The sequence below is a fragment of the Rhodococcus sp. BH5 genome, assembly GCF_027583855.1.
Classification (GTDB): Bacteria; Actinomycetota; Actinomycetes; order Mycobacteriales; family Mycobacteriaceae; genus Rhodococcus_F; species Rhodococcus_F qingshengii.
The window spans coordinates 75,827-98,187 of record NZ_JAJHVW010000005.1; the positions used below are offsets into that span (position 1 = coordinate 75,827).

General features: G+C 63.8%; 18 protein-coding genes. 13 read left to right on the plus strand and 5 right to left on the minus strand.

Annotated elements, in window-relative coordinates; genetic code table 11:
• Complete coding sequence (locus RhoBH5_RS14410) at positions 1-2,310, minus strand: FdhF/YdeP family oxidoreductase (RefSeq protein WP_030536640.1); 2,310 nt, start codon at positions 2,308-2,310, stop codon at positions 1-3.
• Between the two features lie 121 nt (positions 2,311-2,431).
• On the opposite strand from RhoBH5_RS14410, the gene RhoBH5_RS14415 reads away from it, so the two are divergent.
• The 3 genes from RhoBH5_RS14415 to RhoBH5_RS14425 all read left to right on the plus strand — a co-directional run bounded on the left by RhoBH5_RS14415 (position 2,432) and on the right by RhoBH5_RS14425 (position 6,163).
• The gene (locus RhoBH5_RS14415) at positions 2,432-3,439 is read left to right on the plus strand and encodes an iron-siderophore ABC transporter substrate-binding protein (protein ID WP_270008456.1); all 1,008 of its coding nucleotides are present in this window, start codon (positions 2,432-2,434) and stop codon (positions 3,437-3,439) included.
• 63 nt (positions 3,440-3,502) lie between these two features.
• Positions 3,503-4,117 carry a GNAT family N-acetyltransferase gene (locus RhoBH5_RS14420; protein ID WP_030536638.1) on the plus strand — a complete coding sequence of 205 codons (615 nt, stop codon included), beginning with the start codon at positions 3,503-3,505 and terminating at the stop codon, positions 4,115-4,117.
• Between the two features lie 12 nt (positions 4,118-4,129).
• The gene (locus RhoBH5_RS14425; protein WP_050654660.1) at positions 4,130-6,163 is read left to right on the plus strand and encodes a S9 family peptidase; all 2,034 of its coding nucleotides are present in this window, start codon (positions 4,130-4,132) and stop codon (positions 6,161-6,163) included.
• Between the two features lie 71 nt (positions 6,164-6,234).
• On the opposite strand, the gene RhoBH5_RS14430 is transcribed toward RhoBH5_RS14425, so the two are convergent.
• Positions 6,235-6,936, minus strand: a complete 702-nt coding sequence (locus RhoBH5_RS14430; protein ID WP_007730988.1) for a hypothetical protein — start codon at positions 6,934-6,936, stop codon at positions 6,235-6,237.
• A 172-nt stretch (positions 6,937-7,108) separates the two neighbouring features.
• On the opposite strand from RhoBH5_RS14430, the gene RhoBH5_RS14435 reads away from it, so the two are divergent.
• The 9 genes from RhoBH5_RS14435 to proB all read left to right on the plus strand — a co-directional run bounded on the left by RhoBH5_RS14435 (position 7,109) and on the right by proB (position 19,569).
• Complete coding sequence (locus tag RhoBH5_RS14435) at positions 7,109-9,790, plus strand: valine--tRNA ligase (RefSeq protein ID WP_050654661.1); 2,682 nt, start codon at positions 7,109-7,111, stop codon at positions 9,788-9,790.
• A complete protein-coding gene (gene folC, locus RhoBH5_RS14440; protein WP_003944455.1) occupies positions 9,787-11,226 on the plus strand; it encodes a bifunctional tetrahydrofolate synthase/dihydrofolate synthase in 1,440 nt (479 codons plus the stop codon). The genes RhoBH5_RS14435 and folC overlap by 4 nt, the downstream gene beginning before the upstream one ends.
• On the plus strand, positions 11,223-11,663 hold the full coding sequence (locus RhoBH5_RS14445) for a DUF4233 domain-containing protein (RefSeq protein WP_003944448.1): 441 nt from the start codon (positions 11,223-11,225) through the stop codon (positions 11,661-11,663). Before folC ends, RhoBH5_RS14445 begins: the two co-directional genes overlap by 4 nt.
• Positions 11,664-11,681: 18 nt before the next feature.
• Positions 11,682-12,101, plus strand: coding sequence for a nucleoside-diphosphate kinase (gene ndk, locus RhoBH5_RS14450; protein ID WP_003944527.1), 420 nt, complete (start codon positions 11,682-11,684; stop codon positions 12,099-12,101).
• A 448-nt stretch (positions 12,102-12,549) separates the two neighbouring features.
• Positions 12,550-15,795 (plus strand): translation initiation factor IF-2 N-terminal domain-containing protein, encoded by a 3,246-nt coding sequence (locus tag RhoBH5_RS14455; RefSeq protein ID WP_192712953.1) that lies wholly within the window; start codon positions 12,550-12,552, stop codon positions 15,793-15,795.
• 319 nt (positions 15,796-16,114) lie between these two features.
• Positions 16,115-16,426, plus strand: coding sequence for a 50S ribosomal protein L21 (rplU, locus tag RhoBH5_RS14460; RefSeq protein WP_003944533.1), 312 nt, complete (start codon positions 16,115-16,117; stop codon positions 16,424-16,426).
• A gap of 42 nt (positions 16,427-16,468) precedes the next feature.
• The gene (gene rpmA, locus RhoBH5_RS14465) at positions 16,469-16,738 is read left to right on the plus strand and encodes a 50S ribosomal protein L27 (protein ID WP_003944532.1); all 270 of its coding nucleotides are present in this window, start codon (positions 16,469-16,471) and stop codon (positions 16,736-16,738) included.
• Between the two features lie 231 nt (positions 16,739-16,969).
• Complete coding sequence (obgE, locus tag RhoBH5_RS14470; RefSeq protein ID WP_003944579.1) at positions 16,970-18,421, plus strand: GTPase ObgE; 1,452 nt, start codon at positions 16,970-16,972, stop codon at positions 18,419-18,421.
• Positions 18,422-18,465: 44 nt separating this feature from the next.
• Complete coding sequence (gene proB, locus RhoBH5_RS14475; RefSeq protein WP_003944552.1) at positions 18,466-19,569, plus strand: glutamate 5-kinase; 1,104 nt, start codon at positions 18,466-18,468, stop codon at positions 19,567-19,569.
• Here the strand turns inward: proB and RhoBH5_RS14480 are convergent.
• Entirely contained in the window at positions 19,542-20,399 is an 858-nt protein-coding gene (locus RhoBH5_RS14480) for an NAD-dependent protein deacetylase (protein ID WP_007730998.1), read from the minus strand. The two genes, proB and RhoBH5_RS14480, sit on opposite strands and share 28 nt — an antisense overlap.
• Before the next feature lie 50 nt (positions 20,400-20,449).
• Between RhoBH5_RS14480 and RhoBH5_RS14485 the strand changes: the two genes are divergently transcribed.
• Positions 20,450-20,971 (plus strand): VOC family protein, encoded by a 522-nt coding sequence (locus RhoBH5_RS14485; protein ID WP_083059232.1) that lies wholly within the window; start codon positions 20,450-20,452, stop codon positions 20,969-20,971.
• Between the two features lie 44 nt (positions 20,972-21,015).
• On the opposite strand, the gene RhoBH5_RS14490 is transcribed toward RhoBH5_RS14485, so the two are convergent.
• Positions 21,016-21,948, minus strand: a complete 933-nt coding sequence (locus RhoBH5_RS14490; RefSeq protein WP_030536631.1) for a D-isomer specific 2-hydroxyacid dehydrogenase family protein — start codon at positions 21,946-21,948, stop codon at positions 21,016-21,018.
• 9 nt (positions 21,949-21,957) lie between these two features.
• Positions 21,958-22,356 (minus strand): ectoine synthase, encoded by a 399-nt coding sequence (locus RhoBH5_RS14495; RefSeq protein ID WP_003944463.1) that lies wholly within the window; start codon positions 22,354-22,356, stop codon positions 21,958-21,960.
• Positions 22,357-22,361 lie beyond the last annotated feature (5 nt).

Consider the following 22,361-nt stretch of genomic DNA (forward strand, 5'->3'; position numbering starts at 1 on the left):
TCAGGCGCCCGATGCTTCGAGTCGAACGGTGACGGCCTTCGACACCGGCGTGTTCGACTTGGCTGCAACGTGTTCGAGGGGAACGAGCGGATTTGTCTCGGGGTAGTACGCCGCAGCATTGCCGCGCGGGGTGTCGTAGGAGACGATGCGGAATTCCGTGACCCGACGCTCTTCGAGTGTGCCGTCGGGTGTTGTCCACTCGGACACGATGTCGACGAGATCGCCGTCACGGAATCCGAGCGCGGTGATGTCTTCGGCGTTGACGAGGATGACTTTGCGTCCGCCCTTGATGCCGCGGTATCTGTCGTCGAGGCCGTAGATCGTGGTGTTGTACTGGTCGTGGCTGCGCATCGTCTGCAGAATCAGGCGCCCACTCGGAGTGGGTATCCAGTGCAGGTCGTTCACGCCGAAGTTGGCTTTGCCGGTGTGCGTGCGGAACTCACGCGAGTCACGCGGCGGGTGGGGGAGTTGGAATCCGTCTGGCTCTCGAACGCGGGAGTTGTAGTTTTCGCAGCCTGGCACTACCCGTGAGATGGAATCGCGGATCAGATCGTAGTTGCCCTCGAAGGCCGACCAGCGGACGGAGTGATCGTTGCCGAGTAGTTCGCGGGCGAGTTGGCAGATGATGGCGACTTCGCTACGCAGGTAGGGGCTGACCGGTGTGAGGCGTCCGCGCGACAGGTGCACCATGGACATCGAATCCTCCACGGAGACAAGCTGCTTTCCGCCGGCTTGGACGTCGAGGTCGGTGCGTCCGAGGGTGGGGAGGATGATCGCGGTCTGCCCGTGGACCACGTGACTGCGGTTCAGCTTGGTGGACACCTGCACGGTGAGTTCGCATTGACGCAACGCTGTTTCAGTCGCTGCGGTGTCCGGGCTTGCCTGGATGAAGTTGCCGCCCATCGCCATGAAGAAGCTTGCCTTGCCTGCGTTCATGGCGCGGATCGCGTCGACGGTGTCCCATCCGTGCTTGCGGGGACTCGAGATCGAGAACTCGGTATCGAGCGCGGCCAGGAACTCTTCCGGCATCTTTTCCCAGATGCCCATCGTGCGGTCACCCTGGACATTGGAGTGTCCTCGCACCGGACAAACGCCGGCACCGGGTTTGCCCATCATTCCACGCATGAGCAGCAGGTTGACTGCTTCTTCGATGGTGGCGACTCCGTGTGTGTGCTGAGTGATCCCCATGGCCCAGCAGGTGACGGTTCGCTCGGATCGGGCAAGTGCGGCAGCCGTTTCCTCGAGCTGTGCCATCGACAGACCCGTTGCCTCGAGTACCGTGTCGAGATCGACCGCGCGGATGTGCTTCTCGTATTCGTCCCAACCGGCGCAGTACCGGTCGACGAAAGCGCGGTCGACGACCGTCCCGGGAGCGCGATCTTCCTGCTCGAGCAGCAGCTTCCCCAGGCCTTGGAACAGCGCCATGTCGCCGCCCAGCCGGATCTGCAGGAACTCGTCCGCGATGTCGACTCCGTGCCCGATCACGCCGGACACCTTCTGTGGATCCTTGAACCTGCGCAATCCCGCCTCGGGCAGAGGATTGATGGCAATGATCTTGGCGCCGTTGCTCTTTGCCTTCTCCAGCGTCGAGAGCATTCGAGGGTGGTTGGTGCCGGGGTTCTGTCCGGCGATGAGGATGAGATCGGCGTTCTCGAGGTCGGGAACCGTCACCGAGCCTTTGCCGATGCCGATGGATTCGGTCAGTGCGCTTCCGGACGACTCGTGACACATGTTGGAACAGTCGGGCATGTTGTTGGTGCCGTAGCTGCGAATCATCAACTGGTAGAGAAACGCGGCTTCGTTGGACGTGCGACCGGAGGTGTAGAACACCGCTTCGTCCGGCGATGCGAGGCCGTTCAGATGTTCGGCGATCAGTGCGTACGCGCCGTCCCAGTCGATCGGCCGGTAATGGGTTGCTCCCGGCGTCAGGACCATCGGGTGCGTCAGTCGCCCCTGCTGTCCGAGCCAGTAGTCGGTCTTGCCTTCGAGATCGGCGATCGAGTGCTCCGCGAAGAATTCGGGTGTGACGGTGCGAAGCGTTGCTTCCTCGGCAACAGCCTTCGCTCCGTTCTCGCAGAATTCGGCGGGCTTGCGATGTCCGGGAGTCTCCGGCCACGCACACCCCGGGCAGTCGAAGCCGTGTCGCTGGTTGAGTCTGGTGAGCGTTCGGGCGGTCCGCAAGGCTCCCATCTGCTCGATTCCTCGTTGCAGCGACACCAGAACGGCCGGAACTCCGGCGGCGTAGTCCTTGGGGTGCGTGACTTCGAGATCCGATTCGTCGATGTCCTTCGAGGGGCCCTGGCGCGTCATGTCTCCATAGTGGCCCGAACGGCGCGGTACTGCCATCGAATGGGCCGGTCGAACTAGCCGGAATGAAGCTTTCATCGGCTAGCCTTACCTACTGAACCAGCAGACTTTAAGGGGTAGGAACATGGATCGAACGGACGCAGGTCGGCTGACCCGGCGCGGATTTCTGATCGGCACGTCGGGAGCGTTGCTGGCATTCGCCGCAGCCTGCTCCAGTTCGAACGACGAGGACACACCTCCCAGCGGTGACTCTGCGGAATCGATCACGCACAAGTTCGGGGCTACGGAGTTGCCCAAGGATCCGCAGCGGATCGTCAGTGTCGGATACAACGATCAAGATGCGATCCTGGCGCTCGGTGGGACCTTGGTCGGAACCTTCGACTGGTACGGCGATTACCCCTACGGAGTGTGGCCCTGGGCGCAGCCGCTGCTGAACGGGCCGACTCCCGAGATCATCGGAACTGCGGGCACCACCATTCAGATGGAGAAGGTCGCTGCCACGACACCCGACCTCATTGTCGGCACCTACTCCGGGCTCACTCAGGCGCAATACGACAAACTCAGTGCCATTGCGCCGACGGTGGCGCAGCCCAAGGAGTTCGCGGATTACGGAATCCCCTGGCAGAACCAGACGACCATCATCGGCGAAGCGTTGGGGCAGCAGGGTAAGGCCACCGAGCTGATCGCCGGCGTCGACCAGAAGTTCGCCGACGTGAAGACGGCCAATCCGGCGTTTGCCGGCAAGACCGTTCTGGTCGGCGCGTTGAAGGGGCCGGGGCAGTTCGGGGTCTACGGACCGGAAGACCCGAAGGTGCGGTTCTTCACCGAACTCGGATTCGTGAATCCGCCTGTCACCGATCAGATCACGGGTAACTTCGCCGAGATCAGCACCGAGCAACTCTCGCTCGCGGACGTCGACGTACTCGTCTGGTACGCCGGTGGCGGCTACGGCGACAAGCTTCGCGCGGAGCTGGACAAGACCCCGATCTACCAGGAACTCGACGTCGTGAAGGACGGCCGCGCGATCATTCTGGAAGACGCTGCTGCCGAAGCCATGACGTGGAGCACCGTACTGAGCTTGCCGTACGCGCTCGAACAGATTCCGCCGCGGATTGCGGGCTTGCTCGTCTGATCGGTTCAAGGACAGCGCTGTTCAAAGTCCAGTGATTCGGACAGTCGGCGGTACTCTTGCCTCATGGGTGTACACGTACGGCCGGCTGTCCGATCCGATATTCCGGCACTGTCGGCAGTGTTGGCCGAGGCGTTCGAAGATGATCCCTTGATGGCGTGGATGTTGCCGGACGAGGCCACCAGGGCTGATCGCCTGACGAAACTGTTTGCCGCAGAAGCTCGTTACCACCACCTCGCCGGGGGCGGCGTCGAGGTGGCCACCGACGACAACGGCCTGATCGGCGGGGCAACTCTGTGGGATCCGCCGGGGCGGTGGAAGCAGTCGTGGATTTCCGGGCTCGTGAGCCTGCCCGCAATGGTGCGTGTCTTCGGCAGGGGGCTACGACACGCGGCCGAGGTCAGCTCCGTTCTCGAAGGAGCACACCCGAATTCGCCGCACTGGTATCTCGCGACCGTCGGGACCGGCAGCGCGGCGCGCGGTGGGGGATACGGCAAAGCGCTGCTGAACTCTCGGTTGGAGCGTTGTGACCGTGAACATGTCGACGCTTACCTCGAGAGCAGCAAGGAATCGAACATCCCGTACTACAACCGCTTCGGTTTCGAAGTGACCCGTGACATCGTCATGCCAGGCGGCGGGCCGACGATCTACGCAATGATGCGTCAACCGCGGGGCGCGTGATACGAACTAGTGGTGACCCAGATTCCCGAGCTCCACGCAGGCACACCGTTCGACGAACTCGACGACTACATCGCTCTGGCCAGGTTGTCCGGCCTGGTGTTGTCACCTGACGGCTCGCTGCTGATCTGCGCGCGCGCCGTTCTCGACGACAAGAGCGCCGAATACGTGTCCTCGTTGTGGGAGATCGACCCGGAAGGCCGGCGTCCTGCGCGTCGGTTGACCTGGGGTTCGACCAGCGAGTCCGGTGCTGCCTTCGCGTTCGACGGCGACGTGCTCTTCACTGCCACGCGAGCCGTGCCGGGCGAGAGTGATCCGCAACCAGCACTCTGGCGCCTACCAGCGGCGGGCGGAGAAGCTCAGCTGCTGATCTCGCGTCCCGGTGGTGTCTCGTCGGTATCAGCGGCGAAGGCGGCGCCGACGTTCGTGGCCCAGACGTCGGTCATGGCTTCGGCGATCAGCCTCGACCAGGACGATCAGGTGCGATCGGCGCGCAAGGACAAGAAAGTCACGGCGATGCTGCACACCGGTTATCCGGTGCGCCACTGGGACCACGACCTGGGCCCCGATCATCCGCATCTGGTTGTGGCCGAGACGGATTCGAAGGAATCCGTCGAGTTGCGGGACATCACACCGACGGCAGGCGCAGCGCTGCGGGAGACGTCGACCACGATTTCCGACGACGGTCTCTTCGTCGTGACCACGTGGACTGTCGGCGATGCGAGTGCCGCCCGCCGATCGACGTTGGTTCGGATCGACACGGTGACCGGTGACCGAGTCACGCTTGTCGACGAGGCCGACGCGGACGTCTACAACCCGGTGCTCTCGCCGGACGGAACCAAGCTCGCGTTCATCCGGGAGACACTCACCACACCGGAGTCCGCACCACGAATGACTCTGCAGCTCTACGACTTCGGATCCGGTGCCGTGACCGGCGTCGCCGACGGCTGGGATCGCTGGCCTACCTCACTTGCCTGGCTACCCGACGGATCCGGGCTGGTCGTCACCGCTGACGACGGCGGCCGCGGTCCGATCTTCACCATCGACCTGTGGGGCCAACCAGTGCGCCTGACAGCCGACGACGCGGCGTACACCGACCTTCGAGTGGCGCCGGACGGTGAGTCGATCTACGCGTTGCGAGCCTCGTACGAAGCGCCCCCGCACGTGGTGCGGGTCGATCTGCGATCAGGTGAGATCACCGCACTTCGTGGGCCCGACACTTTGCCGGAGCTGCCGGGAACACTGACCGAGATCACCGCGCGTGCCGAGGACGGTTCGACGGTGCGTAGCTGGTTGGCGCTGCCGACGGGCGCCGCGCCGCATGCACCGGTGCCATTGCTTCTCTGGGTCCACGGCGGCCCACTCGGTTCGTGGAACACCTGGTCCTGGCGGTGGAATCCGTGGCTGCTCGTCGCCAAGGGCTATGCAGTACTGCTACCAGATCCCGCGCTCTCGACCGGATACGGCCAGGACTTCGTCCAGCGGGGGTGGGGTCAGTGGGGCAAGGCGCCCTTCACCGATCTGATGGCGATCACCGATGCTGCTGTCGCCCAGCCCGAGATCGACCCCAAGCGAACCGGCGCGATGGGTGGTTCGTTCGGTGGTTACATGGCCAACTGGATTGCCGGACATACCAACCGTTTCGACGCCATCGTCACCCACGCGAGTCTGTGGGCACTCGATCAATTCGGCCCGACGACGGACGCTGCCTGGTACTGGCAGCGCGAGATGTCGCCTGAGATGGCCGTCGAGAATTCGCCGCATCTGTACGTCGCGGACATCACGACTCCGATGCTGGTCATCCATGGCGACAAGGACTACCGGGTTCCGATCGGTGAGGGCTTGCGACTCTGGTACGAACTGCTTGCCGAGTCAGGTCTGCCCGCCGACGACGACGGGAAAACGGACCATCGCTTCCTCTACTTCCCCGACGAGAATCATTGGGTGCTCAAGCCGCAGCACACCAAGATCTGGTACGAGGTGGTCACCGCGTTCCTCTCCGAGCACGTTCTCGGCGAAGATGTCGCGCTACCGGAGATTCTGGGCTGAACCCGCGCGTGCCTCGTTCGGATGAAACACCGAACGAGGCACGAGCGTCTTCGCGTGGATCCGGACCGGAATCAGGCGCCGGGGCAACGAACGGTGTACGACCACTCGGTGTGGTCAGGGCCCGTGACGCGAACCAGAACGGACGACGCCCCACCGGCGGGCACGTTGACGACAGCTGAACCAGTTCCCTCGTTGATGTTGTCGCCGATGTATCCGGTGCTGTGGATCAACCGACCTTCGTAGTACACCTCGATCAGGTCCGGGACGTTTTCGGTCTCGTAGCCGAGCACGAACGAGGTCGGGCCACCGCGGCCGAGTTCGTGCTTGGTGCTGGTGATTCCTGCGCCGCCCGAGACGGTCGAGGCGTCGCAGCGCTGCGTGGGCGCAAATGATCCGCCGCCGCCGCTGCCGCTGGCCAGGCCACTGAGAATGTCCCTGACGTTGCCACTGGCCAGGCCGTTGACGATGTCCATCGCGCTGGTCGAGCCGGCGTTCAGGCCGCCGAGGACGTCGTTGAGGTTCCCAGTGGCGATCCCGCCGACGATGTCACCCACGCTGCCGCTGGCGATGCCGTTTGCGATGTCGTTCCCGATATCGCCGACGCTTCCGTTGATCGTGGCGCTGCCACTGTCGATGCTTCCTTGCACACTTTCTTCGATGCCGGGGGCAGCAGACGCAGTCGCCGGAAGCACGAGGGCAACCGCCGCTCCGATCGTCGCGGCCGCCGCCAAGGTTCGAACGCCGGGACGGCGAGAACTCCAGTTGTTCAACATATTTGCTCCACGGGTCGTTGGTCGGTCGTCCTTCAGAGCGATCCTGTCAGCGGAGCGGATCGGTGAATATCGTTTGTTCGGCTGACCCCGGACTGCGGGGCAGTCGTTCGTGTGCGCTGCGGCGGCCGACGGGCGAATTCGTTCACGACGGGGGAGTCATTAGGATCAAGTGGTGACCAGTGCAGCTCCAGAGAACCCCCAGACCCCCGCCGACGCCCTACCCAAGAGCTGGGACCCCAGCGCGGTAGAGGCCGATCTGTATCAAGGCTGGGTAGACGCCGGGTACTTCCAGGCCGACGCGACCAGCGACAAGCCCGGCTACTCCATCGTGCTGCCGCCCCCGAACGTCACCGGCAGCCTGCACATGGGCCATGCCCTGGATCACACCCTCATGGACGTGCTCAGCCGTCGCAAGCGGATGCAGGGCTACGAGGTGCTGTGGCTGCCAGGCATGGACCACGCCGGTATCGCCACGCAGTCCGTCGTCGAGAAGCAACTCGCTGCCGACGGAAAGACCAAGGAAGATTTCGGCCGCGAGCTGTTCATCGACAAGGTCTGGGACTGGAAGCGCGAATCCGGTGGAACCATCGGTGGCCAGATGCGGCGCATCGGTGACGGCGTCGACTGGAGTCGTGATCGTTTCACGATGGACGAGGGCCTCTCCCGCGCCGTCCAGACCGTCTTCAAGCGCATGTTCGACGAGGGCCTGATCTACCGCGCCGAGCGTCTCGTGAACTGGTCGCCGGTGCTGCAGACCGCGATCTCCGACATCGAGGTGAAGTTCGAGGACGTCGAGGGTGAGCTGGTTTCCCTGCGCTACGGCTCGCTCGACGACAACGAGCCGCACGTCATCGTCGCGACCACTCGCGTCGAGACGATGCTCGGTGACACCGCAGTAGCGGTCCATCCCGAGGACGAGCGCTACAAGCACCTCATCGGCACCACTCTCGATCATCCGTTCACCGGGCGTCAGATCCCGATCATCGCCGACGACTACGTCGACCCCGAGTTCGGAACCGGCGCTGTGAAGATCACGCCGGCTCACGATCCCAACGACTTCGAGATGGGCCTGCGGCACAACCTGCCGATGCCCACCATCATGGACAAGACCGGCAAGATTGCCGACACCGGAACCGAATTCGACGGAATGGACCGCTTCGAGGCTCGCGTCAAGGTTCGCGAAGCTCTCGCCGAGCAGGGACGCGTCGTCGCCGAGAAGCGCCCGTACCTGCACAGCGTCGGGCACTCCGAGCGCAGTGGCGAGGCCATCGAGCCTCGTCTCTCGTTGCAGTGGTGGGTCAAGGTCGAGACGCTTGCCAAGGCTGCGGGTGACGCGGTTCGCAACGGGGACACCGTCATTCACCCGGCGAGCCAGGAGCCACGCTGGTTCGACTGGGTCGACAACATGCATGACTGGTGCATTTCCCGTCAGCTCTGGTGGGGTCACCGCATTCCGGTCTGGTACGGCCCCGAGGGTGAAGTTGCGTGCTTCGGTCCTGACGAAACGGCGCCGGAAGGCTGGGTCCAGGATCCCGACGTCCTCGATACCTGGTTCTCCTCCGGACTGTGGCCCTTCTCGACGATGGGCTGGCCGGACAACACGCCCGAACTCGAAAAGTTCTATCCCACCAGCGTTCTCGTCACCGGCTACGACATCCTGTTCTTCTGGGTCGCCCGCATGATGATGTTCGGCACCTACGTGTCCGAGGACGAGTCGATCACCGCCGGTTCGGGTAAGTCCGGCGCGCAGATGCCGTTCAAGGACGTGTTCCTGCACGGACTGGTCCGCGATCAGTACGGCAAGAAGATGTCGAAGTCTCGCGGCAACGGTATCGACCCACTCGACTGGGTCGATCGTTTCGGCGCCGACGCCCTGCGATTCACACTTGCACGCGGCGCCAACCCGGGCAGCGACCTGTCCGTCGGTGAGGACTCGGCGCAGTCCTCGCGCAACTTCGCGACCAAGTTGTTCAACGCGACCAAGTTCGCTCTGATGAACGGCGCTGCCCCCGCGCCGCTGCCCGCTCGAAGCGAACTGACCGACGCCGATCGTTGGATCCTCGACCGTCTCGACACGGTCCAGGCCGAGGCGGACGCCGCATTCGATCGCTACGAGTTCAGCAAGGCGTGCGAAGGCCTGTTCCACTTCGCGTGGGACGAGGTCTGTGACTGGTACCTCGAACTCGCCAAGGTGCAGTTCGCCGCCGACGAGGCCGTCGCCGCGAACACCCGCGCCGTGCTCGGCAACGTTCTCGATGCACTGCTCCGCCTCCTGCACCCGGTCATTCCGTTCGTGACCGAAACCCTGTGGAAGGTGCTCACCGGCGGCGAGTCCGTCGTCGTCGCCGAATGGCCCGTGTTGTCCGGTGAGGCAGTCGACGCCCAGGCCGCAACCAGGATCGAAGACACGCAGAAGCTGATCACCGAGGTGCGACGATTCCGAAACGATCAGGGACTCAAGCCTTCCCAGAAGGTCCCGGCTCGTGCGTCCGGGCTCTCGGAGGCCGGCATGGACGGCCAGTTCGCCTACGTGGCGGCGCTGGCCAAGCTGACCGAACCCGAAGAGGGATTCACCGCGTCGATCTCCGTCGAGGTGCGCCTGAGCCAGGGCACCGTCACTGTCGACATCGACACCTCGGGCACCATCGACCTCGGCGCCGAGAAGAAGCGGCTCGAAAAGGACCTCGCGGCAGCGCAGAAGGAGCTCGTCACCGCTGACAACAAGCTGGCGAACGAGGCCTTCCTGGCGAAGGCGCCCGACGCCGTCGTGGACAAGATCAAGACACGTCGCCAGATCGCCGTCGAAGAGATCGAGCGCATCACGGGACGTCTGAAGGAGTTGGCCGACAAGTGAGTTCGTACGAACCGTCCCAATTCGACGCTCAGAGTTCGGTTCCGACTCCGGTCGACATCGCCGAACTGGCGCTGGTGGAAGCAGAACTCGACAAGCGTTGGCCCGAGACCAAGATCGAGCCGTCACTGACTCGTATCGAGGCGCTCATGGATGTCCTGGGCTCGCCTCAGCACAACTATCCGTCGGTGCACGTCACGGGAACCAACGGTAAGACGTCGGTGACGCGCATGATCGATTCGTTGATGACGGCTCTGCATCGTCGCACCGGGCGAACCACCAGCCCTCATCTGCAGATCGCGACCGAGCGGATCAGCATCGACGGTCATCCGATCTCGCCGCGGCTCTACGTGGACACGTTCCGCGAGATCGAGCCGTACGTGCAGATGATCGACGCACAGTCGGAGGAAGCCGGGGGACCGGCGATGAGCAAGTTCGAAGTGCTCACCGCCATGGCCTATGCGGCCTTCGCGGAGGCGCCGGTCGACGTCGCCGTGGTCGAGGTCGGCCTCGGCGGACGCTGGGACGCCACCAACGTGATCGACGGGCAGGTTGCGGTGATCACGCCGATCAGCCTCGATCACGCCGAGTACCTGGGCACCGACCTGGCCGGGATCGCGGAGGAGAAGGCCGGGATCATCAAGAAGGGCCGCGAGGACCTGGTTCCGGTGGACACCGTCGCGATCATCGCCGAGCAGACTCCCGAAGTCATGGAGGTATTGCTGCGGCGTGCTGTCGAGGTGGAGGCCGCGGTCGCTCGTGAAGGCTCGGAGTTCAAGGTGCTTGCTCGCCAGATCGCGGTGGGCGGACAGCAGCTCGAACTTCAAGGCTTGAGCGGTGTGTACACCGACATCTTCCTCCCCCTTCACGGTGAGCATCAGGCGCGCAACGCCGCGCTCGCGCTCGCTGCCGTAGAAGCGTTCTTCGGTGCCGGTCCGGATCGACAACTGGATCAGGATGCAATCCGCAACGGGTTCGCCTCGATCGTCAATCCTGGTCGCCTCGAACGTGTTCGGAGTGCGCCGACGGTCTTTCTCGACGCCGCCCACAATCCAGACGGTGCCCGCGCTCTCGCGGCCGCACTGGCCGCCGAGTTCGACTTCCGCAAGCTCGTGGGAGTGGTCAGCGTCATGGCGGACAAGGACGTCGACGCCATCTTGACTGCATTCGAATCCGTCTTCGACGAGATCGTCGTCACCCACAACGGGTCACCCCGGGCGATGGACGTCGAAGAACTGGCGAACATCGCCGTCGCGAAGTTCGGCGACGAGCGCGTCGTCGTTGCGCCGGTGCTTGCCGACGCCTTGGAAGTCGCGATCGAAATCGCCGAGCAGGTCGCCGAACCCGGTGAGGCCGTATCAGGGGCGGGTGTGGTGGTGACGGGATCCGTCGTGACCGCAGGCGCCGCCCGCACGCTGTTCGGAAAGGACCCCGCGTGAGTACCCCGTCAGATGCCAATCCCGAGTCCGGAGACCACGAGCCCGGAGACACTGCCGGCGAGTTCGGGCCGCCGACCAAGGACCCGTGGAAAAGCTTCCGCGGAGTGATGGCCGGAACCCTGATCCTCGAGGCGATCGTCGTGCTGCTGGCTTTGCCGGTTGTCGCGGTCGTCGGCGGAGGCCTCACCGCGGCCTCCGCGGGATTCATCATCGGGTTGGCGGTACTGATGATTCTGGGTGCGGGCATCCAGGGCAAGCCGTGGGCGATGGGGTTCAACGTCGCGCTGCAGGTGATTCTTCTGTTCGGTTTCTTCGTCCACCCGTCGATCGCCGGTGTGGCGATCACCTTCGGGATCGTCTGGGGATACCTCGTCTACCTGCAGAGAGACATCAAGCGCCGGATGGACAAGGGCCTGCTTCCCGGTCAGCGGGACTGACCATTTAGGCTGTCCGCTGTGACTGAGCGCACCCTCGTACTGATCAAGCCCGACGCCGTTGCCCGTGGATACGTAGGAGAAATCCTCAGCCGTATCGAGCGCAAAGGCCTGACAATTGCAGCACTCGACCTCCGCGTAGCTTCCGAAGAGGTGGCTGGTAGCCACTACGCAGAACACGCCGAGCGTCCGTTCTACCCGAGCTTGTTGGAGTTCATCACCTCCGGTCCGCTGGTGGCCGCAGTGCTCGAAGGCCCCCGAGCCATCGCTGCTTTCCGTCAGTTGGCCGGCGGAACCGACCCGGTCGACAAGGCTCTTCCGGGTACGATCCGCGGCGACTTCGGACTCGAAGCGCAGCAGAACCTCGTTCACGGCAGCGACTCCGTGGAGTCGGCAGAGCGTGAAATCGCTCTGTGGTTCCCCGCGCTGTCGTCCATCTGAATCTCCGATCGGGCCTCTGGCCCACATGAACGGGCCTTCGGCCCACATCTCCACAGCGAATTCTCGGCACGTATCCCACATCGGTGCGCCCTTTGCAGTTGCAGGCGCGTTGGTGTGGGATACTGCTTTCAGTTGAACCGCAATTTGTTTTACGCACGTTCAACCGGATGACACCTAGGTTCGATGCCCTTTCATCGCTGCTCCAGGTCAACAGGAAATCCCTGGACCTCTGCACGCTGGATGATCAGGCGCTCGCGCACAGGACAACGGCCATCCAGCCAGGCACTTCATGTGCTCGCAGTGAATAACGGGCATTGCGGACCATGCGGAGCGAGACCTTACAATCTCGTACTCACTTCTGAGTGCGAGTACACACAGCACGCTCCCGCGTGGCCGCGTGACAACTCGACTTCTGGGTTGGACGCGCCCGGGGGCTGAGGAGACTTACGTGGCCGATCAATCCCCAACCGAATCAGATTCCAGCACCACCCCGGAATTTCCCGACAAGATGCGCGTACACGCGCTGGCGAAGTTGCTCGGCGTCACCAGCAAGCAGGTCCTTGCCGAAGCCGCAGCGCTCGGTACCGAATTGCGCAGCGCGCAGTCGAGTCTCCACCGTGACGTCGCTCAGCGGATTCATGCCTCGTTGACTTCCGCGGCCGAGGCCATCGAGCCCGTCGTCGCCGAGCTCGACACCCTCATCGACCCGGTTGTCGAGGCGCCTGTTGTCGAGGAGCCTGCTGCAGAAGCTCCCGTGGAGGCTCCTGTTGCAGAGGCTCCGGCCGAGAAGCCTGTCAGGGCTCGTCGCACCCGCAAAAAGGTCGTCGTCGAAGAACCTGCAGCAGAAGAAGCAGTGGATCCGGCTGTCGCCGAGATCAGCGCTGGACTCGACGCCGCTGCTGCGCTGCAGAGCAAGGAAGCCGAGCAGTCCGATCTGTTCACTTCCTTCGAGGCGCCGCAGACCCATCAGCCCGAGGTGGCTCCCGCCGCGCCGCAGGTCCCGCTGTTCCTGCAGCCGGATCTCGAAGCCGCCGAGGTAGCTCCGCGTCGCCGTCGCGCACGCCGCGAGCCTGCTGCACCGGCGGTCGTCGAAGAGAAGCAGACAACCGCGGAAGCCGAAACCGTCGTTCCCGAGGCAGCGCCGGTTGCAGTTCCTGCCGTCGAAGAGCCGGCTGTGACCGCACCGCAAACCGAGGGCGAGAGCGCCGAGTCCGAGGACGAGGACGACGATCAGCCGCGTCGCCGTCGTCGTGGACGCCGTGGACGTGGACGTGGTCGCGGTGAACAGGGTGGCGAGCAGGGTTCGGACGAAGAGTCGGATACCGCTACCGAATCGGAGCAGGAATCTGCCCCTGCGGCAGTCGAGAAGCAAACCGACGACGCTGCCGGCGAAGAATCCGGTGATAAGTCCGAGTCCACCGCTGATGCGGATTCCGAGAATGCCGACGATTCCGATCTCGATGCCGACGGATCGAGCCGCCGTCGCCGCCGTCGTCGTCGTCGCAAGACCGGCACCGACGGTGCCACCGACGCGACTGCGACGTCCGAGGACGATCCGCCGAACACCGTCGTTCACGAGCGCGAACCTCGCAACAAGACCCGCGTCAAGGACGAGGTCCAGGGCATCAGTGGTTCGACACGTCTGGAAGCGAAGCGTCAGCGTCGCCGCGACGGTCGTGACGCCGGCCGACGTCGCCCACCGATCCTGACCGAGTCGGAGTTCCTCGCGCGTCGTGAGGCCGTCGATCGCGTCATGGTTGTGCGCGATCGGGCAGACAGCGGTCAGCCGCATGCGACTACACAGGTAGCAGTCCTCGAAGACGGAGTGCTGGTCGAGCACTTCGTCACCAACTCGGCGTCCGCGTCGATGGTCGGCAACGTGTACCTCGGACGTGTCCAGAACGTGCTCCCCAGCATGGAAGCTGCGTTCATCGACATCGGACGTGGCCGCAACGGTGTTCTCTACGCCGGTGAGGTCAACTGGGAGGCTGCCGGTCTCGGTGGCAACTCGCGCAAGATCGAGCAGGCTCTCAAGCCTGGCGATCAGGTGCTCGTTCAGGTCAGCAAGGATCCGGTCGGCCACAAGGGTGCTCGACTGACGACACAGATTTCGCTTGCCGGTCGTTTCCTCGTCTACGTGCCCGGTGGTACGTCCACGGGTATCAGCCGCAAGCTTCCGGACACCGAGCGCAAGCGTCTCAAGGAAATCTTGCGCGACATCGTGCCCGCCGACGCGGGCGTGATCATTCGCACGGCGTCCGAGGGCGTCAGCGAAGAAGAGTTGGCGCGCGACGTGACTCGTCTGCAGGCTCAGTGGGCCGGCATCGAGGAGCAGGCTGCGGCTGCGGACACCGGTAAGTCCGGCAACCCGCAGGCGCTGTACGAAGAGCCTGACATGCTGGTCAAGGTCATTCGTGATCTGTTCAACGAGGACTTCTCCAAGCTGGTCATCGAGGGCGAGAAGGCGCACACGACGGTCGAGAACTACATCAACTCCGTTGCGCCCGACCTGCTTCCGCGGCTCGAGAAGTACACGCCGAACAACGGTATCGACGTCTTCGCGGCTCGCCGTATCGACGAGCAGTTGGCCAAGGCACTCGATCGCAAGGTGTGGCTGCCGTCCGGCGGCACCCTGGTGATCGACCGCACCGAGGCCATGACCGTCGTCGACGTCAACACCGGCAAGTTCACCGGAGCCGGCGGAAACCTCGAAGAGACCGTCACCCGTAACAACCTCGAAGCGGCCGAGGAGATCGTTCGCCAGATGCGCCTGCGGGACATCGGCGGAATGATCGTCGTCGACTTCATCGACATGGTTCTCGAATCGAACCGGGACCTGGTCCTGCGTCGGCTCACCGAATGCCTGGGTCGCGATCGCACGCGCCATCAGGTGTCGGAGGTCACGTCACTCGGGCTCGTGCAGATGACGCGCAAGAAGTTGGGCACCGGATTGGTCGAGGCCTTCTCGACCACCTGTGAGCACTGCCACGGCCGCGGCATCATCGTCCATTCCGAGCCCGTCGAGGTGAAGTCCTCGGACGACGGAGGATCGCGTTCGGGCTCGCAGCGCAGTGATTCCGGTACCTCGCGCAAGAACAAGCGTGGCCGCGGAGACAAGTCGGCTTCGACCGAGTCCAACGGACAGGAAGCTCCGGCGCCGGAGGTTCCGGCCGTCGACGCGACGGTCAAGCGGGCTCATCCGGTGGCATTGGCGATGGCCTCGCATCACCACGACGACGACGAGACCGTCGCGGCCGACTCGACCGAGTCTGATTCCGCCGGTGTGTCTTCGGGGGACGATGCATCCAAAAGTGCCGATCGGCAACAAGATCGGCCGATACATACTCCTGCTGCTGCTGAGCACCATGACGTTCCTGTTGTGGACTCTGCTGCGGAAGAAGTATCCGCAGTGGACAACGAGTCGGCCGCAGCTTCGACCGAAGCAGCTCCGCGCGGTCGTCGGCGTAGTCGCCGGGCGTCGCGGGCAGCGTCGGCACCGGTTGCCGAGGCAGCTCCCGAGGTGGGCACGGTCTTCGTGATTCCGACTCCGGAACCCGTGGTGGACGCGGTCGCGGAAAACGTTCCGGCTCCGGCCACCGAAGTTCCGGCTGAGGAAGAAGTTGTCGTCGTCAAGAGACCCCGTCGCAGGCGTGCAGCAGCACGTCCCGCAGGTCCTCCGGTAGACGGAGAGTAAGAACTACTGGCTTTCGGTCGGTTGGATGACTTCGCGATGAGCGAGGACATCCAACCGCTATCCGAAGTTTCAGCTGGTAGAAGCAGTACAGAGTAGTAAGCACCACCCCTCGGCGGGGCGGTTTGACCCTGACGGTTGCTTTCCCGTAACCTTGGAGGGTCGCCACCCGGCGGTAGAGATTCCATGTGCCTAGAGTGCGCGTGAATGTCCCGGTACGTCAGTGCCGAGCCGAGGTGACATAAACCAGACCAGTCGCGATGCATTTGAAGCCTCAGGCAGCAGCGCGAGCAAGTTCGAAGAAGCAAGGGGTAGCCCTCCGATGGCAACGTACGCGATCGTCAAGACCGGCGGAAAGCAGTACAAGGTCGCTGTTGGTGACCTCGTCAAGGTCGAGAAGATCGAGGGTGAGCCCGGCACTGCTGTCTCGCTTGCTCCCGTTCTCGTGGTCGACGGATCTGACCTGACCACCGACGCGGCCAAGCTGGCCAAGGTCGCAGTCACCAGTGAGATCGTCGAGCACACCAAGGGCCCGAAGATCCGCATCCACAAGTTCAAGAACAAGACCGGTTACCACAAGCGTCAGGGCCACAGGCAGCCGATCACGGTGCTCAAGGTCACGGGCATCAAGTAACCAGTTCTTTCTAGCTAATTTCACCCGAGGAGGGTCAATAGCATGGCACATAAGAAGGGTGCATCCAGCTCCCGTAACGGTCGCGATTCAAACGCCCAGCGCCTCGGCGTGAAGCGCTTCGGCGGCCAGTCGGTCAGCGCAGGCGAAATCCTGGTTCGCCAGCGCGGCACGCACTTCCACCCCGGCGTCAACGTCGGCCGTGGCGGCGACGACACCCTGTTCGCTCTCGCTGCCGGCGCAGTCGAGTTCGGCCAGAAGCGTGGACGCAAGACCGTGAACATCGTTCCGGCCGTCGTTGCGGCTGAGGTCTAGTCTTTCTCGCTAGTTGTGCGTCATCGGTTCTACTTCGGTAAGCCGGTTCTGCTTTCGGTAAGAGAGTGACGCGTTCCAAGCTCCCGATAGGGGCGGACCAGGGTTGAAATAACCCGGTCCGCCCCTATCGTTTGTTTAAGCAGTACCCGTTTTGCCCCGAGCAACCCTGCTCACCAGAAGTTCAGCTCATCGCGTGAGACCCGCAATTGACTGAGGAAGGATCCGGCAGTCATGTCCCGATTCATTGACCGTGTTGTGCTGCACGTCAGCGCTGGAAAAGGCGGCAATGGTTGCGCCTCCGTACACCGCGAGAAGTTCAAACCGCTCGGCGGTCCGGACGGTGCCAACGGAGGTCGCGGTGGCGACGTCATCCTCGTGGTCGACGAGAACATCCACACCCTCCTCGACTTTCACTTCCATCCCAACGCGAAGGCGACCAACGGCAAGCAGGGCGCCGGCAGTAACCGCGAGGGTGCAAACGGTGAAGACCTCATCCTCAAGGTTCCGGATGGAACTGTGGTTCTCGATACCGACGGCAACGTGCTTGCCGACCTCGTGGGAGTCGGTTCACGCTTCGACGCCGCTCAGGGTGGCCGCGGCGGACTCGGCAACGCAGCACTCGCCTCGAAAGCCCGCAAAGCTCCCGGTTTCGCACTCCTCGGTGAGGACGGTGTCGAGCGTGACCTGGTTCTCGAACTCAAGTCGGTAGCCGACGTCGGTCTGCTCGGATTCCCCTCCGCCGGTAAGTCTTCGCTTGTGTCCGTTCTCTCTGCGGCTAAGCCGAAGATCGCCGACTACCCCTTCACCACTCTGGTCCCCAACCTCGGCGTCGTCTCGAGCGGTGACACCACCTTCACCGTCGCCGACGTGCCCGGGCTGATCCCCGGTGCAAGCGAAGGCCGCGGTTTGGGCCTGGACTTCCTGCGCCACATCGAACGCTGCGCCGTATTGGCGCACGTGATCGACTGCGCCACCCTCGATCCGGGACGTGACCCGATCTCCGACATCGACGCCTTGGAAGCAGAGCTGGCCGCGTACACGCCCGCGCTCTCCGGCGATTCGGGACTCGGTGACCTCGACAAGCGCCCGCGCGTCGTCATCCTCAACAAGACCGACGTTCCCGAGGCCGCTGAATTGGCCGAAATGGTCACGCCTGAGATCGAAGCTCGCGGATGGCCGGTCTTCACCATCTCGGCGGTGAGCCGAGAAGGATTGCGACCGTTGACATTCGCGCTGGCGAAGATGGTCCGCGACTACCGCGAAGCTCATCCGAAGCCCGAGCCGAAGCGCCAGGTCATTCGCCCGGTCAAGGTCAAGGATTCCAGCTTCACCATCGAGAAGGATCCCGATATTCCCGGTGGGTTCGTCGTCCGAGGCACCCGCCCGGAGCGGTGGATTCGTCAGACCGCCTTCGACAACGACGAGGCCGTTGGCTACCTCGCCGACCGTCTTGCTCGATTGGGCGTCGAGGACGCATTGGTCAAGAAGGGCGCTCAGCCAGGAGCTTCCGTCACCATCGGCGACGTCAGCTTCGAGTGGGAGCCGATGACGCCGGCCGGTATCGATCTGACCCGCACGGGCCGTGGAACCGACCCGCGTCTCGATCAGGTGGAGCGCATCGGCGCCGACGAGCGCAAGCACGCGCGTCGTGTCCGCCGCGGCTTGCTCGACGAAGACGCCTGACCCACGCGATTTCAGGACGAAAACCGAAGAGAGGGAACGGGACTGTGCTCGGGTCCACCAGGGAGTCGATAGCGTCGGCTCACAGTATCGTCGTGAAGATCGGGTCGTCTGCGCTCACCAGTCTGGTGGCGGGACTCGATACTCACCGACTCGATCTGTTGGCCGACGCCATCGAGGCTCGCATGCGTGCGGGTTCCGATGTCGTCGTCGTCTCGTCCGGTGCCGTCGGCGCCGGACTGGCGCCGCTGGGACTGACCAAGCGGCCTCGCGATCTCGCGACCAAGCAGGCTGCGGCCAGCGTCGGTCAGTTGGCTCTGGCTCACGCCTGGGGTACGTCGTTCGCCCGTTACGGCCGTACCGTCGGGCAGGTTCTACTCACGGCTGACGACATCGCTCGACGGACGCAGCACCGCAACGCCCAACGGACACTCGATCGTCTACGGGCATTGCACGCGGTGGCGATCGTGAACGAGAACGACACCGTTGCCACCACCGAACTTCGATTCGGTGACAACGATCGGCTGGCTGCACTGGTTGCTCATCTGGTCGGCGCCGACGCGTTGATCCTGTTGTCGGATGTGGACGGACTGTACGACGGGGATCCCCGAAAGGGCGATGCCACACTGATTCCCGAGGTCAACAGTCCCGAGGATCTCGACGGTGTGGTTGCCGGTTCGGGTGGCGCCCTCGGTACCGGAGGCATGGCGTCGAAGCTCTCAGCAGCACGCCTGGCCGCTGATTCCGGCGTGCCGGTTCTGCTCGCGGCAGCATCGGATGCTGCGCAGGCACTCAGTGGTGCCGATGTCGGAACGGCATTTGCGCCCCGGCCGACGCGATTGTCGGCCCGCCGATTCTGGGTTCGTCACGCCGCTGACACATCGGGTGACCTCCACCTCGACGAAGGCGCCGTCCGCGCGGTCGTGTCCAAGCGTCGAAGCCTTCTGTCCGCTGGCATCGTCGGTGTATCCGGTGACTTCCACGCCGGCGACGTCGTGTCCCTGATGGGGCCGGGGGAGAAGCCCGTCGCCCGGGGTGTCGTTGCGTTCGACGCTGCGGAGATCGAGGAGATCCTGGGGCGCTCCACCACCGATCTACCGGCCGACATGCAGCGTCCCGTGGTTCACGCGGACGACTTGGTGGCGCTGTAGCTTTCGTGCTCGACGAGGGCGGAAAGTGCTTCAGCGCAACCGACTTCGAGCTTGAGGTCGGCGAATTCGTCGCCGCGAGTCGTGCCTCGATTGACGATGGCGATCGGCTTCCCGGTCTTGGCGGCATACCGGACGAAACGTAGGCCGGACATCACGGTCAACGACGACCCGGCTACCAACAGAGCGTCGGATTGGTCGACAAGGCTGTATGCACGGGCGACGCGTTCCTTGGGGACGGATTCGCCGAAGTAGACGATGTCCGGTTTGAGTAAGCCACCGCACACGGCGCAATCCACGACGCGAAAGTGTGCGGTGGATTCGATCACGGCATCTGCGTCGGGTGCGATTTCGACTCCTGTTGCAGCAGCGACTGTTTCGGCGAATCCAGGATTGGCTTCTTCCAGTCTCTCCGCGAGAGTGGTGCGGGAGATCAGCCGCTGGCAGCTCAGGCATCGAACCTGCGCGTAGGTGCCGTGGAGGTCGATGACGTTTCGCGCGCCGGCCTTGGTGTGCAGGAGGTCGACGTTCTGGGTGATCACGCCGACGGCTCGCCCTGTTCGTTCCAGCGCCGCGACGGCCCGGTGGCCCTGGTTGGGGCGGGAGCTGTCCATGTATCGCCAGCCGATGTGGTTGCGCGCCCAGTAGTGCCGCCGAAACGCCGGATCGCCGATGAACTGCTGGAACGTCATCGGATTGCGCGGGGGTGAATCAGGTCCGCGGTAGTCCGGGATTCCGGAGTCGGTGGAGATGCCGGCGCCCGTCAGAACTGCCAGGCGACGGCCGGCCAGGAGTTCGGGAAGGGCATCGAGGCGGCTGTTGTCGGTGGGCACTGCTCCAGGATAGGCGCGTGTGCGAGACGGAGGCGCGGAGGAAGTCCGAAATGTTCAATAGAACACGTGTGCGATCGCCGATACTCGTAGACATGAACACAGTGAACCCAATCCCCGCTGGTTACCGCACGATCACTCCCTACCTCGCGGTGCCGGACGGTCATGCCGCACTCGACTACTACAAACGAGCACTTGGAGCTGAGATAGTCGATGCGATGAACGCACCTGACGGCTCCCTCATGCATGCGGAGATCCGGATCGGCGATTCGATGCTGCAGCTTTCGCAGGAGATGCCGGACTTCGGACTCAAATCACCACAGGGCGGCTGGGTGCATTCGTCGATCGTCGTCTACACCGAGGACACGGACGGGTTTGTCGCTCGGGCAGTCGCCGAGGGAGGCACGCTGGTCACGGCTGTGGCCGATACATTTTCGGGCGACCGGCATGGAGTGTTTCTCGATCCGTTCGGCCACAGGTGGGCAGTATGCACGAAGGTCGAGGATGTACCTGCCGAAGAGGTCGCTCGCCGGGCGCGGGCGCTCTTCTTTCCGGAGACGCAGTCGCCACAGTAATTTGTGGCAACCGTGGTCCGAGCATTCGAGCTTCGGCGGCGTACTCAGTATCCGGCTACTGGGTCCACGAGGGCAGCCAGCGCCTCACCCTTCGCGAAGCGGGTCACGTTCTTGGAGACGTGATCCGCGAAGGCAGCGGGGCGAACGCCTGGCGGGTTGGAATCGTGGGGTGTGATGATCGCATTCGTCAGATCCCACAGTGGGTGACCGTCCGGGAGGGGTTCGGGATCGGTGACGTCGAGACCGGCGCCGCCGATCTGTTCCGACTCGATGGCCTCGACCAGTGCGTCGGTGTCGACCAGTGATCCGCGCGCGACATTGATCACCCAGGAATGGGGTTGCATCGCCGCCAACTGCGCACGGCCCACGAGGTGACGGGTGGCCGGGGTGGCGGGTGCAGCAATCACGAAGTGATCTGCGCGAGAATAGATTTCATCCATCCTGGATGCGGGGTACGTCGAGATCGCCCCGGGGACCGGGCTACCGGAACGATTGACTGCGATGCTGTCCGCCCCCTGCGCGGCCAGCATCGGAATCAGCGCGCGGCCGATACCGCCTGCGCCGATGATCGCAACCGTCGAGCCACGAAGGGTGCCGATCTTGGGAAAGAACTCGAACTGACGCCACGTTCGAGCCTCGATGTGTGCAGGCAAGTGACGAACTCCGGCCAAGAGAAGCATGAGTGCATGCTCGGCCACCGACGCCGAAAACGCACCGGCCGCCGAGGTCCACGTGATTTCTGTGTCCCTCGGAATCACACCGGAGTCGAACCAATCCTCGATTCCCGCCGACGGAAGCTGCACCCACCTGACCGACGCCGGTAACTCCGACGGAAAGGTCTCGGGTGAGCCCGCCCAGATCAGGGCGTCCGCAGTGTCGATCGGACTGATCAGACCACCGCCCCGAAGCACCGCGCTGTCGAGCAGTGCATCGGGGACGGGGCCGATCGCTACGCGTGGAGAGGTGTCAGTCGCCATGACTAGACGCTACGCGGGGACCTCCACCAGTGGGTAGACACCGTTCTCGTCGTGCACCTCACGCCCGGTGACCGGCGGATTGAACACGCACAGCATGCGCATCTGCGTGTCCGGCTCGACGCGGTGACGCTCGTGGCCGTTGAGCAGGTACATCGACCCCGGTGCGAGATCGTATTCCTTGTTGTTGTCGAGGTCGATCAGCTTGCCGGTGCCCTCGACGAGCCAGACAGCCTCGACGTGGTTGGCGTAATGGAACTCGTTGACCGAACCCGCCTTGATGGTGGTCTCGTGGAACGAGAACCCGACGCGGTCGCCGCCGAGGACGATGCGCTTGCTGCGCCAGTTTCCGTCCTCACTCGTGATGTCGCGGTCGGTGTCGGTGATCTCGGTGGTGGTGCGAACGATCATGGGAG

Excerpts from the sequence above, each read along its gene's own strand:
- RhoBH5_RS14410 (WP_030536640.1), bottom strand. The coding sequence starts at position 2,310 with ATGACGCGCCAGGGCCCCTCGAAGGACATCGACGAATCGGATCTCGAA.
- RhoBH5_RS14415 (WP_270008456.1), top strand. The coding sequence starts at position 2,432 with ATGGATCGAACGGACGCAGGTCGGCTGACCCGGCGCGGATTTCTGATC.
- RhoBH5_RS14420 (WP_030536638.1), top strand. The coding sequence starts at position 3,503 with ATGGGTGTACACGTACGGCCGGCTGTCCGATCCGATATTCCGGCACTG.
- RhoBH5_RS14430 (WP_007730988.1), bottom strand. The coding sequence starts at position 6,936 with ATGTTGAACAACTGGAGTTCTCGCCGTCCCGGCGTTCGAACCTTGGCG.
- rplU (WP_003944533.1), top strand. The coding sequence starts at position 16,115 with ATGGCAACGTACGCGATCGTCAAGACCGGCGGAAAGCAGTACAAGGTC.
- rpmA (WP_003944532.1), top strand. The coding sequence starts at position 16,469 with ATGGCACATAAGAAGGGTGCATCCAGCTCCCGTAACGGTCGCGATTCA.
- obgE (WP_003944579.1), top strand. The coding sequence starts at position 16,970 with ATGTCCCGATTCATTGACCGTGTTGTGCTGCACGTCAGCGCTGGAAAA.
- RhoBH5_RS14485 (WP_083059232.1), top strand. The coding sequence starts at position 20,450 with ATGTTCAATAGAACACGTGTGCGATCGCCGATACTCGTAGACATGAAC.
- RhoBH5_RS14490 (WP_030536631.1), bottom strand. The coding sequence starts at position 21,948 with ATGGCGACTGACACCTCTCCACGCGTAGCGATCGGCCCCGTCCCCGAT.
- RhoBH5_RS14495 (WP_003944463.1), bottom strand. The coding sequence starts at position 22,356 with ATGATCGTTCGCACCACCACCGAGATCACCGACACCGACCGCGACATC.